Origin of the sequence: Sphingobium sp. IP1 (genome assembly GCF_002708645.1) — a bacterium.
Classification (GTDB): Bacteria; Pseudomonadota; Alphaproteobacteria; order Sphingomonadales; family Sphingomonadaceae; genus Sphingobium; species Sphingobium yanoikuyae.
Map to the genome: position 1 here is coordinate 1 of NZ_NOIW01000104.1, position 18,406 is coordinate 18,406.

Here is an 18,406-nt window from a genome sequence, read left to right on the forward strand (position 1 = left end):
GGGCTGATGGGGGCGGGCTTCGTGGCTCAGGCCCATGCGGAGGACGCCCCGCTTGACGAAGGGGATGCCGGCCTTGGTTCGATTGTCGTCACCGCACAGAAGACCGAGACCAATCTGCAGAAGACGCCGATCGCCATTTCGGTGCTCGGCAGCGATGATCTCAAGGCGCGCAGCGTGGTGAGCCTGAAGGATCTGGGCGACGGCGCGGTGCCGTCGCTGCGCATCGCCCCCTTCGCCTCGCGCAATTCGGCGCTGACCGTCGGCATCCGCGGCATCGTGCCGTTCGACGCCAACCAGCCCAGCCGCGACGCGGGCGTCGGCATCTATATCGACGGCGTCTATCTCGGCCGCTCGCAGGGGCTGGGCACCGCCCTGTTCGACATCGAACGGATCGAGGTGCTGAAGGGGCCGCAGGGCACGCTGTTCGGCCGCAATTCGACCGGCGGCGCGCTCAGCATCGTCAGCAAAAAGCCGAGCGGCGAGTTTCACCTCAGCCAGACGATGGGCGTCATGAACTATGACGGCTACAAGGTCGAAACCCATCTCGACCTGCCCAGCTTCGCCAATGTCAGCGTCAAGCTGGATGCGCTGGTCACCAAGCGCGGCGGCACCACCGACAATCCGATGGCGGGCGAGGAGGATTATAACCAGCTCGACCAGCGCGGCATGCACGGCGCGATCCTGTGGGAACCGAGCAGCCGCTTCTCCGCCCAATATGATTTCGACACCTCCTATGACGCCAGCACGCCCTATTATTTCCAGATGCTGGGCAAGTCGGACCGTCTGCCGGTCGCGGACATGGTCGAGGTCCAGCCCGATCGCGCCAGGACCGCGGACATCGGCGTGCCGATCCAGAAGAGCATCGGCAAGACCCATGGCCATGCGCTGCATATGGACTGGCAGGTCGCCGATGGCATCAACCTGCGCTCCATCACCTCCTATCGCGAACTGAGCCAGAGCCAATATGACAATGGCGGCGCGCATCAGGGCGCCTTTGCGCCCTATGCCAAGTTCGCGCGCTACAGCCTGGCGGGCCTCGACCAGAACCAGTTCAGCCAGGAAGTGCAGCTGGTGGGCTCGACCTCGCGCATCGATTTCGTCGCCGGCGCCTATTATTATCATGAAAAGGGCGAGGATTGGGCCTGGGCGCCCTATACCATGCAGTGGGGCGCAACCGCGGCCGACGCGCCGACCCGCCTGCCGACGCTGGAAGCCGGCCAGGTCACGCCCTATCCCGATCGCGCCAGCGACGCCAAGGCAGACAGTTTCGCCCTCTATGGCCAGGCGACCTGGACCCCGGCGATCCTCGACGATGCGCTGCACCTGACCGGCGGCGCGCGCTATACCCGTGACAAGAAGAGCGGCGACCTGTTCAAGGTCAATGGCGTCGACAAGGATTTCCGCTTCGACATTTCCAGCAGCCGCATCGACCCGACCGTCACTCTGGCGTTCGACGCGACCGACAATATCCATCTCTATGGCAAATGGGGGACGGCCTATCGCGCGGGCGGCGCCAATTCGCGCTCCGTCACCTATCGCGCCTATAAGCCCGAGGAGGTCGAAACCTCCGAAATCGGCTTCAAGGGCGAGTTTCTCGACCATCATGTCCGGCTGAACCTGGCCGCCTACAAGACGATCTACAAGAATCAGCAGATCGACTTCAACGCGGTGCTGTCCGAAGTGCCGGGCGGCCCGACCCGCACCACGATCGAGACCGTCAATGTCGACGGCCATGGCACGATCAAGGGCTTCGAGGCGGATCTGGTGGTGATGCCGGTCGAGGGGCTGACGCTGACCGCCGCCTATGCCTATACCAAGGGCGATCTGGCACAGGCGGCCAATCCCTTTGCCGGCAATGCGCTGCAAACCGTGTTCGTGGTCTACACGCCCAAGAACGCCTTCAGCGGCGCGATCGACTATAGCTTGCCGCTCGATTGGGCGACGCTGCGCGCCCATGTCGATGCCAATGGCGGCGATGGCTATCATTCCCAGTCGAGCGACGCGGCGCTGACCAACTCTTCCTTCCTGGTGAATGCCCGCCTGTCGCTCGCCGACATCGCGCTCAAGGGCGACGCCAAGCTCCAGATTTCGGCCTGGTCGCGCAACCTGTTCAACGAACAGCACACCTTCTTCCAGACCGGCTCTTCGTCGCTGCAACTGGGCATTTTCAACGAACCGCGCACCTATGGCCTGGAAGCCACGGTGCGCTTCTAAAATAGAGGGAGAGAGACGAACATGCGCAAGATGATGATCCGCGCCGCGCTGGCGGCGCTGCCCCTGACGATGTCAGCCGCAGCCTTCGCCGGCACCATCGCTGACCCGGTGGTGGAGCGGGTGGCGCCCGACAAGCTGGCGATCCGCTGGAGCGATGCCGATCCGGTCGATCTGCTGCAGGCCGATCGCCCCGATGCCCCCATTGCCAGCGCCACGCTGCTTTCGGCCAGGGACAAGGATGGCGTGCAGGAGGTGCAGGTCGCGCCGGGCACCCGCGCCTATTTCCTGCTGCGCGACAGCAAGAGCGGCGCGGTGACCCGCGTGGCCGAGCGCGTGCTGGTGATGGAGCAATCCTCCAACTTCCGTGATCTGGGCGGCTATCCGGCGGCCGGCGGCAAGCATGTCCGCTGGGGCCAGATCTATCGTTCGGGCGGCCAGGCGATGCTGACCCCGGCCGACGTGGCGCAGGTGAAGGCGCTGGGCGTCGCCAATCTGGTCGACCTGCGTTCGGATGAGGAACGGCTGTTCGCTCCGACCAAGCTGGACGGCATCCCCTATAATGCCGTTGGCTATTCGATGGCCGCGATGATGCAGGGCATGAAGTTCGATCCCAGGAATATGGACCCGGCCAAGCAGGTCGAGGCCTATGCCGGCACCTATCGCAGCCTGCCGACCCAGTTGAAGCCGCAACTGCGTATCATCTTCGCCCGGCTGCTGTCGAAGGACGGGCCGCTGCTCTATAACTGCTCGGCCGGGCAGGACCGCACCGGCTTTGTCAGCGCGATGATCCTGTCGGCGCTGGGCGTGCCGCGCGATGTCATCTATCGCGACTATGTGCTCTCGACCCCGTCGCGCCGCCCGCAATATGAAGTGCCGCTGATGAGCGATGCCGTCGCGCAGAGCAGCCCGGTCGCCGGCATGTTCGCACAGATGCAGAAGGGCGGAGCGATGGCCAAGGCCAATCCGCTGGTGCTGCCCGACGGCACGCCCTTCCTGACCTATGCCTTCGCCGAAATCGACAAGCGCTGGGGATCGGTGGATGCCTATCTGGCTCAGGAAATCGGCCTGACGCCGGTGGACATTGCGGCGCTGCGCACCACCTATCTGGAATAGGCACCGCTTATTCCGGATCGGCATGAAGGGCGCGGCGGGATTCATTATCCCGCCGCGCCCGCAAGGCGCTAGGAGGCTGGAAAGGGGTGCGCTATCCTTGTCCCGCTTTCTGGAGGCCATATGATTTTCCGTTCGATCGACCCGGCCAGCGACACGCTCCTGTGGGAAGGGGAGGCGGCTGATGCCGCGACCTGCGCGGCGGCCGTGACGCGCGCCCGCGCTGCCTTTCCGGCCTGGGCGGCACTGCCACAGGTCGAACGCGAGGATCATGTCCGGCGCTACAAGGCGCTGCTGTCGGACCGCAGCGACGCCTTTGCCAAGGCGATCGCGCGGGAGACCGGCAAGCCGCTATGGGAGGCGAAGACCGAAATCGCCTCGATGATCGGCAAGGTCGACATTTCGATCGCGGCGCAAGCCGAACGCGCCGGATCGCGCGAGCAGGCGACCCCGTTCGGCCGGGCGGTGTTGCGCCACAAGCCGCATGGCGTGATGGCGGTGCTCGGCCCCTATAACTTCCCGGGTCATCTGCCCAACGGCCATATCGTGCCGGCGCTGCTGGCGGGCGATGTGGTCATCTTCAAGCCGTCCGAACTGACCCCGCTGGTGGGCGAACTGATGGCGCAGGCGTTTCGCGACGCCGGCCTGCCCGATGGCGTCTTCACCTTGTTGCAGGGCGGGCGGGACACCGGCGCGGCATTGATCGCCCAGGATATCGACGGTCTGTTGTTCACCGGATCGGCGGGCGCGGGCGCGCATTTCACCCGCGTCATGGCCGATCGGCCGGGGGTGATCCTGGCGCTGGAGCTAGGCGGCAATAATCCGCTGGTCGCCTGGGATGGCGATGCGCAGGCGGTCGCCTCGATCATCGTCCAGTCGGCCTTCATCACGGCAGGCCAGCGCTGTTCCTGCGCCCGCCGGCTGATCCTGCCGAAGGGCGTGGCGGGCGACGCGATCCTCGACGCAACGGTGGCGCTGGCCCGGCGGCTGACGATCGGCGCCTGGGACAGCCAGCCCGAACCCTATATGGGCGCGCTGATCTCCGCTGAGGCGGCGGCCCATGCCAAAGCGCGCCATGCCGCGCTGCTGGCGCTGGGCGGCGTCGAATTGCTGCCGCTGGAACAGCCGGCGGACCTGGGCGCGGCCTTCCTGACGCCGGGCATCATCGACATGACCGGGGTGAATGCCCCCGACGAGGAGATTTTCGCACCGCTGCTGCAGGTGATCCGCGTCGCCGATTTCGACGCGGCGATCGCGGCCGCCAATGCGACCCGCTACGGCCTGGCGGCGGGGCTTGTTTCCGCCGACGATGCGCTATGGGACCGGTTCCTGCTGGAAAGCCGCGCCGGCGTCGTCAACCGCAACCGGCCGACCACCGGCGCCAGCGGGGCGATGCCGTTCGGCGGCCTGGGCGCATCGGGCAACCATCGCCCCAGCGCCTATTATGCCGCCGATTACTGCGCCTATCCGGTCGCCAGTTTCGAGGCTGGGGAAGTGCTGGACCTGACCGCCGATATCAAGGGGCTGGCGGGCTGATACATGCGCCCGGTCGGGAATTACTAGATAACGGAAGACAAAATCGGCTTGGCACGGATGATGACATGACAGCGATTGCCATTCTGCTATGGCCTTGGGCATGTCGTCCTATCGCCTGATTCCGAGCACCGTCGAAAAGCCTTGGGGACGCAGGGATTTGCCTGCGCGCTTTGGGTTGAATGCCGATCGCCGCGTGGGCGAGATCTGGTTCACGGCGGCCCCCGATATGCCCCAGCCGCTGCTCGTCAAATATCTCTTCACCAGCGAGAAATTGTCGGTGCAGGTCCATCCCGACGATGCCCAGGCGCAGGCCATGGGGCTGGCTGGCGGCAAGTCGGAATGCTGGTATGTGCTGGCAGCCGAAGGAGACGCCCGGCTGGGTATCGGCCTGACCCGACCGGTCGATACCGATGCGTTGAGAGCGGCCGCGCTGGATGGGTCGATTGAGCAGCTGATCGACTGGAAGCCGGTGAAGCCGGGCGATTTCTACTATATTCCGGCAGGCACGATCCATGCCATCGGCGGCGGCATCACCCTCGTCGAAGTGCAGCAGAATAACGACGTGACCTACCGCCTGTTCGATTATGGTCGTCCGCGCGAACTGCATCTGGATGCGGGCATGGCCGTCAGTGACCCAGCGCCCTATGGCCGGCTGGCGCAACATGTGACCAGCGATAGCGCCACGATGCTGGTGGAGGAGGCCGGCGCGCCCTTCACGCTTGAAAGTCTGGTTCATGGTGCCGGCGAACTGCTTCAGCCGGATCAGGGGCCGTTCTGGTTCATTCCATTGCAGGGTAGCGGGCTGATCGATGGCCAGCCCTGGGTGTCGGGCGAATGCTGGCTGATCGAAGATCAGGCGGACATCGCCGTTGCACAGCCATTGCATGCTTTGTTGGCGCGCCCCGCCGCCTGAGCGGCACGCCCATACCACATTCCGGAACAGGCTGGCGCTTGGCCCTCCAGCAGATCCTGCGTGACTGGTGCTTCCAGATTCGCGCCTAAGCCGCTGACAACGCTGCATGGTCCATATGGTGGAACTATGGTCCGTTATCGCAACCGTTCATCGATGATAAGGCTCGTTTCGTCGCAAAAGCAGCGCCATGGCTGTATGTCCATATATAGATATAAAGACCCAATATATGGGATATCAAAGGGTTGTCGCGGCGGGGTCTGGTCGCGGTCGACCTCAAACCCGTGCCCAAACGGGGGGGCACGCATAGGGAGGATGTTTAAGTGAGGTTTTCCAATTATCGCGCCTTGTTGTCGACGTCGGCCGTCGCCGCCGTCCTGCTGGGCGCCATGCCGGCCGCGGCACAAGACCAGCAGCAGTCCGAACAGCCTCAGCAGGCGCCCGAAGCGAGCAGCGAGGATATCGTCGTCACCGGTATCCGTTCCAGCCTTCAGGGCGCGCTCAACGCCAAGCGCAATGCCGCACAGGTTCTGGACGCGATTTCGGCCGAGGATATTGGCAAGTTCCCGGACAAGAATGTCGGTGAAGCGCTGCAGCGCGTGACCGGCGTCCAGCTGACCCGTTCCGACGGTGAAGGCTCCGGCATCACCATCCGCGGCGCCGATCCGTCACTGAACCGCGTCGAGATCAACGGCGTCACCGCCCTGTCCACCACCGTGGGCGGCGGCCGCGATGTCGATTTCCGCGATCTGCCCTCCGAATTCGTCAACCGCCTGGAAGTGGTGAAGTCGGCCACCGCCGACATGACCGAAGGCGGCGTCGGCGGCACCGTGCGCGTCATCACCCGCCGGCCGTTTGACAATGGCGGCAAGCCCTATCTGGCCGGTTCCGCCCAGGCCATCTATGCCGATATCGGCGACCATATGGATCCGCGCCTGGCGCTGATCGGCAGCGACACCTTCGCCAATGGCACGATCGGCGTGCTGGTGTCGGGCACGTTCGAGAACCGCAATGTCGAAAGCCATCAGGCGCGCACCACCGGCTGGGTCCAGCTGGACAGCGATCCCAATACGGCCGGCATGCAGGCCTATGACCTCAACAATGACGGCGTCGGCGATTTCTTCCCCGACATTCCGCGCTATGTCATCAACCGCCTGGAAACCCGCCGCTATGCGCTGAACGGCATCCTGGAATGGCGCCCGAGCGACGATTTCAAGGCCTATGTCGAAAGCAACTGGACCAAGTCGATCCAGTCGGTGACCTCGCAATATCTGCAGACCGGCACCAGCGGCGGCATCGTCGACACGGAAAACACCATCATCGGCCCGGACAATACGGTCGAGTATCTGGTGATGACCAACAATACGTCGAAGGCGCAGACCAGCCAGCTGGGCGTGTCCTATCGCAACATTCTGGGCGACATCAAGCGTACCACCTATAATGTCGCGCTGGGCGCCGACTGGACGACCGGCAACCTGACGCTGACGCCGAAAATCTCGCTGTCCAAGGCCAAGGCCTATAATAACGAGATCAATGCGACCGCGGCCGTCACCGGCATGTCCAGCCTGATCGTCGACTATAGCAACGGCCAGAATGCGCCGAACATCATCCTGCCCAATGATCCGACCACCACGGCCGGCATCAACCAGCTGACCGTGCTGCGCCGTCCGCGCTATGACGACCAGACCGAGAAGATGGCCAAGCTGGACGCCGAGTACAAGACCGACGGTGGCCTGTTCACCTCGTTCAAGATCGGTGGCCAGTATCGTGACCTGACGGTCAAGAGCCGCTTCTACACCCGCACCACGACGCTCAATGGCTTCAGCGATCCGGCGGTGCAGGCACAGATCGACAGCATCGTCAGCGGCAATGCGGCGCTCGGCACCTCGCCCTTCTTCCACACCGGCAATCTGGGCTTCACCGGCGATTATAGCGGCTGGCTCAACATGACCCAGGGCGTGGCCGATGCGGTCGGCATTCCCGATCCGTTCGCGGAAGGCGGCTGCCCGGCCAATGCCGACGGCACCTGCCAGGTCTATACCGACACCTGGAAGGTCGGCGAACGCAATCTGGCCGGCTATGGCCAGGCCAGCTTTGCCTTCGACGTCGGGGCCGTGCCCGTCAGCGGCGTGATCGGCGCCCGCGTCGTCAATACCAAGGTCAACACCTCGGGCTATCTCAGCACCGGTGGCGTGATCTCGCCCGTATCCTATGACAGCAACAGCACCGAATTCCTGCCCTCGATCAACATGAAGGCGGAACTCATCCCCAACAAGCTGATGGCGCGTGCGACCGCGACCGAAGTGATGGCCCGTCCGCTGCCGCAGCAGCTGGCCCCGCGCTTCACCATCGACGTGGTCGGCCTGTCGGGTTCGCGCGGCAACCCGGATCTCCAGCCGTTCCGCGCCCGCCAATATGATGCGGGTCTGGAATATTATATCAACCGCACCAGCTTCGCGTCGGTCACCTATTTCCGCAAGGAAATCAGTTCGTTCATCCAGAACACGACTGAGCCCTACACCGATGCCAGCGGCGTGACCTACACCATCACCGTGCCCACCAACGGCACGCAGAAGGTGACGATCAACGGCGTGGAAGCCGGCGCGCAGATCGCGTTCGACTTCATCGACGTGCCGGTGCTCAAGCAGATGGGCGTGGTCGCCAACTATACCTATTCCAAGGATAGCGGCTACGAAGGGAAGGATTATTTCACCGGCGATTCCCTGCCCTTCCAGGGCCTGTCGCGCCATGCCTACAATATCTCGGCCTATTATGAAGACGACGTCGTCAGCCTGCGGGGCGCCTATAACTGGCGGTCCAAATATCTGATCACGGCGCAGGGCCGCGGCAATAATCCCGAGTTCGGCGAAGCCTATGGCCAGCTCGATGCGTCGCTCAACGTCACGCTGATGCCGGGCATCTCGATGTTCCTGGAAGGCGTCAACCTGCTCGACGCGACGCGCAAGGAAAATGCCAACAGCGTCGAACGCCGCACCATCATCGAGACGGTCGGCCGCCGCGTCTATGGCGGTATCCGCTTCAAGCTCTGATTGGCGCTCATGGCCTGGCCTCCCCCAGGTCATGAGACAGGCTGCGGGTCGGGACATGCCCGACCCGCAGCATTATTTTTTCAAGATCAAGCGGGACAGGTTGCCATGTTCTCTCGCCGCACCCTCCTTGCATCGCTGGCCCTCGCGCCGATCGCCGGCCCCTTGAACGCTGCTGGCCGCAAGCCGCTCTGGCGCGACGATTTCCGTCATGGCCTCAAACAATGGCAGCTGGAGGCAGTGGGCGACGCGCGCGTCACCGCGCAGGACGGCCTGCTCGACATCGTCGCGCCCAAAGGATTGACGCTCTGGTTCCGTCAGGCGCTCAAGGGCCCGGTCGCGATCCGCTATGATGTGCGCGCCGTGTCGGATGGCGGCCCTTATGACGAGGTCAGCGACGTCAACGCCTTCTGGATGGCGCGCGACCCGGCGGCGGCCGGCGGATCGGCGCTCGGCCGCACACGCAGCGGCACGTTCGAGGATTATGACAGCCTCCGCACCTATTATGTCGGCATTGGCGGCAACCGGAACAGCACCACGCGGATGCGTCGCTATGTCGGCGAACCGGGCCATCGCCCGCTGCTGCCGGAACATGACCGCACCGACAAGGCAGCGATGCTGGTGCCCAATCAGTGGTTTTCGATCGGCCTGATCGCCAACGGATATCATGTCGCGGTGGAGCGGGACGGGGCGACCCTGTTCACGCTCGACGATCCCGATCCCTATCGCAGCGGCCATTTCGGCCTGCGCACGACGCAGAGCCATCTCCAGGTCCGCAACTTCACCATCACCAAGATCTGAACAACATAAAAGGGAGAGCAACGTGGATATCAGGGCGGGGATCAGCCGGCGCGACAGCCTGAAGGCGGGATTGATGGCGAGCGCGACCGCGCTGCTGCCGGGCGCGGCGCAGGCGGCGACCAGTGCGCGCGGCGGCGCCATGCCGGAAACGCCGGTGCGCTGGATCGACGATGCCGCCCCGCCGCTCTCGCTTGGCCAGACCTTCGGCGTGCCATGGCCGCGCGGCGTGCTGCGCGCCGGCAAGCCGCTGTCGGTGCAGGGCGCCGATGGCACCGCTCTGCCCTCGCAGCACTGGACGCTCGCCACCTGGCCCGACGGGTCGATCAAATGGACCGCCCATGCACTGCCCGCCGGCACCGGCCAGCCCGGTGCGCTGCGCGTGGTGCCGGGCAAGCCCGCCGCGCCGCAGGCGCCGGTGCTGGTGCGCGAACTGGCGGACCGGATCGAGATTCAGGTCGGCACATTGCGCTGGAGCATCGGCCGCTCGGGTACTGCGATCATCCAGTCGGCGCAGCAGGGCGGCCGCACCGTCGTTGGTCCCCTGAACCTGGTCGCCAGCGTCGACAGCGCGCCTGAAGGCGGCACCCGCACGCCCTTCACCGGCCGCATCACCAGCGCCACGGTCGAGCAAAAGGGGCCGGTCCGCGCCGTCGTCAAGCTCACCGGCATACATGAAGGACAGGGGCATGAAGGGCAGGGGCATGAAGGGCAGGGGCGGCAGATCTTGCCTTTCACCCTGCGCCTCTATGCCCATGCCGGCGGGGATCATCTGCGCATCGTCCACAGCTTCATCTTCGATGGCGATCCGGCGAAGGATTTCATCAGCGGCATCGGCCTGACCGCTGCCGTGCCGATGGCCGGCGCCCCGCATGACCGTCATGTCCGCCTCGCTACCGCCGACGATGGCCTGTTCAGCGAAGCGGTGCGGCCGCTCACCGGCCTGCGCCGGGATCCGGGCAAGGCGGTGCGCGCCGCGCAGATCGCCGGCAAGGCGGTGCCGATGGACGCGATGGCGCCCGGCGTCGCCAAGCTGCTCGATCGCATCCCGACCTGGGGCGATTTCGACCTGACCCAATTGTCGGCCGACGGTTTCGCCATCGCCAAGCGGACGCAGGATGGCCATGCCTGGGTCGATTCCGTTGCCGGCAGCCGATCGCAGGGCCTGGGCTATATCGGCTCGCCCCAGGGCGGCGCGGCGATCGCCACCCGCTATTTCTGGCAGCGCCACCCGTCCCAGATCAGCATTCGCGACGCCGAAAGTGACATGGCGACGCTGACCGCCTGGCTCTGGTCGCCCGACGCCAGGCCGATGGACATGCGCTCCTATCGCGGCGTCCTGGGGATGGAGGGCTATGACGCCCAGAATGAAGGGCTCGACATCACCTATGAGGATTATGAGCCCGGCTGGGATGCCGCGACCGGCGTTGCCCGCACCAGCGAGCTGACGCTCTGGGCCTGCGCCGCTACCCCTTCGGCCGATGCGCTGGCCGCGATGGCGCAGGCGAACGCCGTGCCGCCGCAGCTGATGGTGACGCCCGACCGCATCCATGAAGCCGGCGTGTTCGGCATCTGGAGCCTGCCGGACCGGTCCAGCCCCATGAAGGCGCGGATCGAGGACCAGAATACAAATCTCGTCGACTTCTATGTCGGTGAGGTGGATCGCCGCCGCTGGTATGGTTTCTGGAACCATGGCGACATCATGCACACCTATGATTTCGACCGGCATGTCTGGCGCTATGACATTGGCGGCTTCGCCTGGGACAATAGCGAATTGTCGCCCGACCTGTGGTTCTGGACCAGCGTGCTGCGCACCGGCAATGCCGCCGCCTTCCGCTTTGCCGAGGCGCTGACCCGCCATACCGGCGAGGTCGACGTCTATCATCTCGGCCGGTTCAAGGGGCTGGGCACGCGCCATGGCGTCCAGCACTGGAGCGACAGCAGCAAGCAGCCGCGCGTCAGCAACGCCATGTATCGCCGCATCTTCTATTATCTGACCGCCGACGAGCGGGCCGGCGACCTGATGCGCGATCTGGTGACGTCCGACCTGGCGCTGGAGCATGTCGAGATTGGCCGCAAGGTGCCGGGGGCGCAGCGCACACCGCTGCCAGCCGGGGTCATTGACCTCAGCTTCGGCACCATGTGGTGCTCGGTCGCCTCGGCCTGGCTCACCGAATGGGAGCGGACCGGCGACAGGAAATGGCGCGAGCGACTGCTGAACGGCATGGATAGCATCGGTCGCCTCAAATATGGCTGGCTGGCGGGCAGCGCCCCCTATGACCTCAAGACCGGGCGCTTCATGGGGGCGGGCGACAAGATGTCCATCTCGCACCTCAATGCCGTGTTCGGTGCGCTGGAGGTGAATGCCGAGCTTCTCGACCTGCTCGACGTGCCGCGCTATCGCACTGCCTGGCTCGACTATTGCCGCTGGTTCAACGCCTCGCCGCAGGAATGGAAGGCGAAGTTCGACCAGCCCTTCGGCCGCCGCAACCTCAAGGAAGGCCATTCGCGCCTGACCGCCTATGTCGCGCGCGAGACTGGTGACAAGGAATTGGCGGTGCGCGCCTGGAAGGAGTTCCTCGGCGGCGAAGCAGGCCTGGGCCTGTCGACCGGCGATCCGCGCGTGGCGCTCAAGGGACCAGCCTATGTCCGCCCGATCGTCGAATGGCCGGACGTCTCCACCAATGCGGCCTCGCAATGGGGCCTTGCCGCGATCGAGAATCTGGCGCTCATTCCCGACGCGCTCGCTGACGCTGCCAAATGATGAAGGGCCTTAAGATGAAGACGATGATGAAGGGCCTTAAGATGAAGACGATGATGATGGGCCTGATGGCGGCGCTGACGGTAAGCGCGACGACCCCGGCGCTGGCCAAGCCCGTGGCCGAATGGGTCGACCAGACCACCGGCCACCGCGTGCTGCGGCTGACCGATACGCCCGGCAGCGCCAGCCTCTATTTCCACCAGAACAGCTATACGCCGCAGGGCGACAAGATGGTGATCTCCACCCCCGACGGCATTTCGGTGCTGACCTTGGCCGACTGGAGCATCAGGCCGCTGGTCAAGGGCAAGGATATCCAGCTGCTCTTCACCGGGCGCAAGACGCGCACCGCCTATTATGCCAGCCACAGGCGCGACGATGGCGCCGGCGCGACGACGCTTTATGCCGCCGACATCGACAGCGGCAAGGTGCGCAAGATCGCGACCGTCGATCGCGGTTCGATCGGCTCGATCAATGCGGACGAGACGCTGCTGCTGGGCCAATGGGCGGCGAGCGACAAGCCGCTCCAGCCCGACGGCACCCAGAAGCGCGCCACGCCCGAGATCAAGCAGCAGTTCGGCCAGGCCAATTATGCCGCCAACGGTCCGGACGGAAAGCCGCTCAGCTTTGCCGAGGCGAAGGAAGTGCGCCTCAATGAACGGCTGGAAGCGCGCATCCCGATGGAGATCTTCACCATCGACATCCGCACCGGGGAACGCAAGGTGGTGGTCGCCTCGACCGACTGGCTCAACCATATCCAGTTCTCGCCGACCGACCCCGGCCTCATCATGTATTGCCATGAAGGCCCCTGGCACAAGGTCGACCGGATCTGGACGATCCGCACCGACGGCAGCGGCCAGCAACTGGTCCACAAGCGCACGATGAACATGGAAATCGCCGGTCACGAGTTCTTCTCGCCCGACGGCAAGTGGATCTGGTATGATCTGCAGACCCCCCGTGGCGAGGTGTTCTGGCTCGCCGGCTATGAACTGGCGACCGGGCATCGCCAATGGTTCAAGGTCGACCGCAACCAATGGTCGGTCCACTACAACCAGGCGCCCGACCTCCAGCATTTCTCCGGCGACGGCGGCGACAGCGAAATGGTCGCCCATGCCCCCGACGGCAAATATCTCTATCTCTTCACGCCCCAGGCCATTCCCGACGTCGCCGGCATCCATGCCGACAATGCCGCCGACCTGATCGCGCCCGGCACTTTCGGCGTTGAGAAGATCGTCGACATGCGCAAGCATGACTATCGGCTGGAGCCCAACATCACCTTCACGCCCGACGGCAAATGGATGATCTTCCGCTCCAACATGGACGGCGCGCCGCAAATCTACGCGGCGGAGATTGCCAAGACGGCGGGCTGACGACGGGCGATTGCCGGGCGGGGCGTCGCTGTCCTATGGTCGCGGCGCCTCGCGTGAAAAGGCTGACGTCATGATGCGTGCCCGGCTCTGCTCCCTGCTGTTGTTCCTGGCGCCGGTTGCGGCCGATGCCGTGCCGCCACCGACCCCGGCCGATCTCGCCGGCTGTGAAGGATCGGCCTTCGTCGTGGACAGGTTGGTCTGCGCCGACCCGGCGCTCAAGGCGGCCGATGCCCGCGTCCGGGTGCCCAGCGCGGATCAGTCCCGGCTGCTGGATGCCGCGTCCGATTATGTCGAGCGGCAGGATGGCTGGTTTCAACGCCGCAACCGTTGCGCCTTCGCGCCCGACCAGCCGGCCTGCCTGCGCGATGCCTATGCCGAGCGCAACGCCGTGCTGACGGCACTGGCCCATGATGCTGCGCCGGACCGGGCGGGGCGATGCGGCGAGATGGCGGTGCGGATCGGCACGCCGGAGGGGGCGACCATCATCCGCGATGACAGCCGGCTGGTCGCGGTGGGACTGCCGAAGCCCCGATCGTCCTGGCGGCCTTTCGTGACGGCGGAACCGCGCGGCAAGGCGTTGCGCCTGCACCGGCTGGACGGCGCGCATATCGACTGCCGCTAGGGCTCAGTCCTCGTCCTCGCTGTGCATGATGTCGGCGCGGGTGATGGTGCCGCCCTGGCTGTGGACCACGGCCAGCCGCTTGCGGCCCTTGTCGCGGAAGCTGATCTCGCCGCTGTCGATCGCGGGATCGGCGATCATGATGAGGGCGTCGAACACGCCGCGTGCTTCGCGCAATTCGCTCAGTATCGTCAGCAGTTCGTGGGATGTGATGCGGGTGCCCCCTTCGCTGTCGGGCATCTGCTTCTCGATGATCCGGTGCAGCGCCTCGACGATCGCCAGCGTCGGGTGCAGCCGCTCGACCGAGACTGGCGCCGCCAGCGGCACGGCGCGAACATCGGCCAGCGCCAGATAGGGGGCGATCGCGCCGGGGCCGAAAACCTGCTCGATATTGGCAAGGGTCACGGCGTCCAGATTGCTCGCCTCGTTGCGGGCATTCTTGACCGTGCCGGCCGAACAGCCGATCCGCTCCGCCAGCTGGCTGTCGGACAGGCCATGGGCCTTCTGGATGCGCCGCACGATAGTGGCGACCGCTTCCCGATAGATGCCGTTCGATAGCCGCGTTCCGGCCATGTCCCGCTTCTCCCGCTTCGACGTGCCCCGCCCGCCAAAAATGCCGGGCCGGACGGATGTGCGCAAGACTTTGTGCGCCGCGCCCAATTCCGGTAAAGACCTTGGCGGGGCCTGCACCCTAGTTGCACCATCCATGAACCCCGATCGTCGCCGTTTTCTCCTTTCCGCTTCCGTCCTGGTCGCGGGCGCTGTTGGCACCGCGCGTGCCTCCGCGCCAGGGCCGATGCGCGCGCTGAAACCCATGGTGCCGGCCCAGCCGATCGCGCCGCTCACCACGCCGACCCCGCCGGCACTGGTGAAGCCCGCTTTGTTCGCGCAGGCGCGCGCGGCGCTGGAACGGCATCCGCAGATCGTCAACCGGCACCGCATGGCGCTGGTCGATTTTGCAGCGCCCTCGTCGGAGCCGCGGCTGCACATCGTCAATCTGCTGGATGGCACCACCACCTCCTATCTGGTGGCGCATGGCAGCGGGTCGGACCCGGATCATAGCGGCTGGCTGGAGCGTTTTTCCAATGCGCCCGGTTCCAACGCCTCCTGTTCGGGCGCGTTCCTGACGGCCGATCCCTATGTCGGGAAACATGGCCCGTCGCAGCGCTTGCAGGGGCTCGATCCGACCAACGACAACGCGATGAGCCGGGCGATCGTGCTGCATGGTGCCTGGTATGCCGAACCCACGCTGGCCGGGGCGCGCGGCAAGTTGGGGCGCAGCCAGGGCTGTTTCGCGGTCGGCGACAGCGTCCGGTCGCAGGTCATGGCTCAGTTGGGCCGGGGCAGCCTGATCTACGCGGCCAAGCTGGTCGTCTGAATTTTGCCATAAGCGCGTCGCCCCAATCGGCGCGCGGGTCCGTGCCGCCGCTTAACCCCTTTCGCGGTGGGCACCATGGCCGTCCGGGAGCGATCTTGCATCGCTCCCGGACATTTATGGATGGATTGTCTTCTCTGTCCACCTCCTCATGAATCCCGATATTCTCATCTGGCCGACCATTGCATCCTGCCATTGGCCCGCGCGTTGTAGCGTGACGGGCGACGGCAACATGATCTCGATGGACCCCTATTGATCGAAAGGATGTATCATGAGGAAGGCCATGATCGCGATCGTCGCGCTGTCGGCATTGGCCATGCCGGCCATCGCCCAGGCCCCGGTGCGCAGCGAGCGGGTGCAATTCGCCAAGGGGACCGCGTCCAAGGTCATCAAGGCGTCGCTCAAGGGCTATGACATGGTTGATTATCTGGTCGGCGCGCGGGCCGGCCAGACCATGAATGTCCGCTTTCAGACCAGCAACGCCTCCAGCTATTTCAACGTGATCGCGCCCGGTGCCGGGGATAGCGCCATGTTCGTCGGTTCGACCGCCGGCAACAGCTTTGCCGGCCGCCTGCCCGCCAATGGCGATTATCGCATTCGCGTCTATCTGATGCGCAATGCCGCCCGCCGCAATGAAGTCGCCAATTATACCCTGACCGTCAGCGTACAGGCGCTGGCGGCGACCGCGGCGCAGGTGATGCCGGCGGCGACCGGCCCGGCGCTGACGCCGGGCAACATGCCCGCTTATTGCCGGGGGGAAGTGTCCGGCCAATATGGCACTCGCCCGACCTATGTGAAGACCGGTGCGATCGCCAGGGCGCCCGGTGGCTTCTTCATCGACGGCACGGTCGACAAGGGCAGCGAGGGGATCAAGCGCTTTCGTTGCCGCTTCGACGCGCAGCGCCGCTTCGTCGACGTGATGGCGATGACGCCGGACGGCAAATAGCCGGGTCAGCCGCCCAGGATCAGGAAGCTCGCCCCGCTGTTGATCAGCGAGGCGAGCAGCCAGGTGCCCAACGCCGATCGGAACGCCTTGCCGGTCGATTTCCGGGTGCGGCTGCGCAGCCAGATCGTCTCGATCCGCAGATACCAGCTGATCGTCACCAGCATGATGACCAGCGCGGCGATCGCCCAAGCGACGTCGCCGAGGCGCGCCAGGATCGACGCGATGCCCAGCACCAGCGCGGCTGGCCCGGCAATATAGCATTGGGCGTAGAAGGGGCGGCGCAGCGTGTCGCGGTTGAGCGCCAGGCCCTGTGCCTTCAGTCGCCTCACCGCGAACATCAGCGGATAGATGGCGAAGAGGAAGGCGCGCAGCACCAGCAGGTTCATTTCCGACGCGGTGATTTCCTTGCCGATGCCGGTGGTCGCGACCTCCGGCATCTTCTGGTGCGACGCCACCTCGATCAGGTGCGACAGCAATATGGTCAGCATCAGGAACAAGGGCGGGCTCAGCATGTCGGTGAATTGCTGGTCCGGCGCATCCTCCAGTTCCTTGTCGGAATAGCGCAGCATCTGGATCGGGTGGCGGATGGTCCGCCATAGGGTGCGGGGATAGAAGACCAGCCAGCTCATCGCCTCATAGAGAAATTCTTCCAGCGACTGGAACAGGCGTAGGAAATCCATCGATACTCCCGATCATGAGGAAGGCTGGCATTCCGCCGCCGGGGCAGGGGCGTGCCGCCGGGCAGGGTTGTGCAGGCGAGCTGGGCAGGCGTTGGTGCCGCCTCGGCCGAATGTTTCCCGGTTCAGTTGGACCGGTTCAGCGCAGGCCGATTCAGCGCAGGCCGGTTCAGCGTGGATCCGTCAGCCCGTTCGACACAGGCCCGTCCGGCTCGGATGATGGCCGCGCTAGCGGTTGCTGGCGAGTTGCTGTCCGGCGCGCACCGCCGGCTTGTCCGCGGTCAGATCGTCGAGCCAGGGCAGGGCGGGCGGCGCCAGCCTGACGGTGGGGGTTGCGTCCTGCGGCGTGCCCATGCTGCTTGCCGTGGCCAGTGCCACACAAATGCCGGCGCCCGCTGCGACCATTGCAGGCCAGTCTCTTACCATCGCACACAGCTCCCTCTGCTGGGCTGCGATCGGCAGGAAAAGTTTCGCGATTGGCGCCGCGACTCACCCGTCCGACCGCTGGAATAAGGGATGATCGCGCATTCGCGGGCATCGCGCCATAGCGGATTTTCCGGGGGTCGGGCGATCGTCCCGCTTTGGTCCGACCGCGGCTTTCGGGCGCCGCTTCACGCCATGGGATAGGGATATCCGGGGCGCTCCCTAGGGGAGAATCCCGATGGCTGGCCCGGCGTCCGCTTGGCTATGCCCAGGGATATTCAAAGGGAGGTCGCGATATGATCAGGCGCATATTCGTCACGGGTCTGCTGCTGGCGCTGGCAGGCTGTGCCACCACGCCACGGGTCAATTATGATGCCGATCCCGCCGCCAATTTCGCCAGCTATCGCAGCTATAGCTGGGCGTCGATCACCGTGCCGCAGGGCATGAACCCATTGCTGTTCCAGCGGGTGAAGGCGTCGATCGACACCGCCCTCGCGGCGCGCGGCTATAGCCAGGCTGATCCCGGCGAATTTGCCATCGGCTTCACCCTGGGCGCCCGCGACCGGGTGGAGGTGACCGATTTCGGTCCCTACGCCACCTATTATCGTCCCTGGGGCGGGTGG

15 protein-coding genes are annotated in these 18,406 nt (G+C 65.2%); 12 read left to right on the forward strand and 3 right to left on the reverse strand.

Going from position 1 to position 18,406, the window contains the following annotated elements; genetic code table 11:
- Positions 1–3: 3 nt before the first annotated feature.
- The 9 genes from CG471_RS24195 (at position 4) to CG471_RS24235 (ending at position 14,365) form a co-directional block, all read left to right on the forward strand.
- A complete protein-coding gene (locus tag CG471_RS24195; protein ID WP_257211679.1) occupies positions 4–2,214 on the forward strand; it encodes a TonB-dependent receptor in 2,211 nt (736 codons plus the stop codon).
- A gap of 21 nt (positions 2,215–2,235) precedes the next feature.
- Positions 2,236–3,327: a tyrosine-protein phosphatase gene (locus CG471_RS24200; RefSeq protein ID WP_099234045.1), complete on the forward strand. Its 1,092-nt coding sequence runs from the start codon at positions 2,236–2,238 to the stop codon at positions 3,325–3,327.
- Between the two features lie 120 nt (positions 3,328–3,447).
- On the forward strand, positions 3,448–4,860 hold the full coding sequence (astD, locus tag CG471_RS24205; RefSeq protein ID WP_099234046.1) for a succinylglutamate-semialdehyde dehydrogenase: 1,413 nt from the start codon (positions 3,448–3,450) through the stop codon (positions 4,858–4,860).
- A 100-nt stretch (positions 4,861–4,960) separates the two neighbouring features.
- Positions 4,961–5,773, forward strand: coding sequence for a class I mannose-6-phosphate isomerase (locus tag CG471_RS24210; protein ID WP_099234053.1), 813 nt, complete (start codon positions 4,961–4,963; stop codon positions 5,771–5,773).
- Between the two features lie 320 nt (positions 5,774–6,093).
- Positions 6,094–8,820, forward strand: coding sequence for a TonB-dependent receptor (locus CG471_RS24215; RefSeq protein ID WP_069336520.1), 2,727 nt, complete (start codon positions 6,094–6,096; stop codon positions 8,818–8,820).
- A gap of 105 nt (positions 8,821–8,925) precedes the next feature.
- On the forward strand, positions 8,926–9,618 hold the full coding sequence (locus CG471_RS24220; RefSeq protein WP_099234047.1) for a DUF6250 domain-containing protein: 693 nt from the start codon (positions 8,926–8,928) through the stop codon (positions 9,616–9,618).
- 22 nt (positions 9,619–9,640) lie between these two features.
- A complete protein-coding gene (locus CG471_RS24225) occupies positions 9,641–12,379 on the forward strand; it encodes a Tat pathway signal sequence domain protein (RefSeq protein WP_099234048.1) in 2,739 nt (912 codons plus the stop codon).
- A gap of 41 nt (positions 12,380–12,420) precedes the next feature.
- Positions 12,421–13,743 (forward strand): oligogalacturonate lyase family protein, encoded by a 1,323-nt coding sequence (locus CG471_RS24230; RefSeq protein ID WP_099234054.1) that lies wholly within the window; start codon positions 12,421–12,423, stop codon positions 13,741–13,743.
- Positions 13,744–13,813: 70 nt separating this feature from the next.
- Entirely contained in the window at positions 13,814–14,365 is a 552-nt protein-coding gene (locus CG471_RS24235) for a hypothetical protein (protein ID WP_257211678.1), read from the forward strand.
- A 3-nt stretch (positions 14,366–14,368) separates the two neighbouring features.
- Here CG471_RS24235 and CG471_RS24240 read toward each other — a convergent pair whose 3' ends face one another.
- The gene (locus tag CG471_RS24240) at positions 14,369–14,935 is read right to left on the reverse strand and encodes a helix-turn-helix domain-containing protein (RefSeq protein WP_099234050.1); all 567 of its coding nucleotides are present in this window, start codon (positions 14,933–14,935) and stop codon (positions 14,369–14,371) included.
- Positions 14,936–15,068: 133 nt separating this feature from the next.
- On the opposite strand from CG471_RS24240, the gene CG471_RS24245 reads away from it, so the two are divergent.
- Positions 15,069–15,740, forward strand: a complete 672-nt coding sequence (locus tag CG471_RS24245; protein ID WP_029547954.1) for a murein L,D-transpeptidase catalytic domain family protein — start codon at positions 15,069–15,071, stop codon at positions 15,738–15,740.
- 268 nt (positions 15,741–16,008) lie between these two features.
- Positions 16,009–16,683, forward strand: coding sequence for a hypothetical protein (locus tag CG471_RS24250; RefSeq protein WP_099234051.1), 675 nt, complete (start codon positions 16,009–16,011; stop codon positions 16,681–16,683).
- A 5-nt stretch (positions 16,684–16,688) separates the two neighbouring features.
- Here the strand turns inward: CG471_RS24250 and CG471_RS24255 are convergent, their stop codons facing one another.
- Both CG471_RS24255 and CG471_RS24260 read right to left on the reverse strand, forming a co-directional pair.
- A complete protein-coding gene (locus CG471_RS24255) occupies positions 16,689–17,363 on the reverse strand; it encodes a hypothetical protein (protein ID WP_099234052.1) in 675 nt (224 codons plus the stop codon).
- Between the two features lie 225 nt (positions 17,364–17,588).
- On the reverse strand, positions 17,589–17,786 hold the full coding sequence (locus CG471_RS24260; RefSeq protein WP_037506240.1) for a hypothetical protein: 198 nt from the start codon (positions 17,784–17,786) through the stop codon (positions 17,589–17,591).
- Positions 17,787–18,079: 293 nt separating this feature from the next.
- Here CG471_RS24260 and CG471_RS24265 point away from each other — a divergent pair.
- Positions 18,080–18,406: DUF4136 domain-containing protein (locus CG471_RS24265; RefSeq protein WP_143560273.1), on the forward strand; the 327-nt coding region annotated here is incomplete at its 3' end.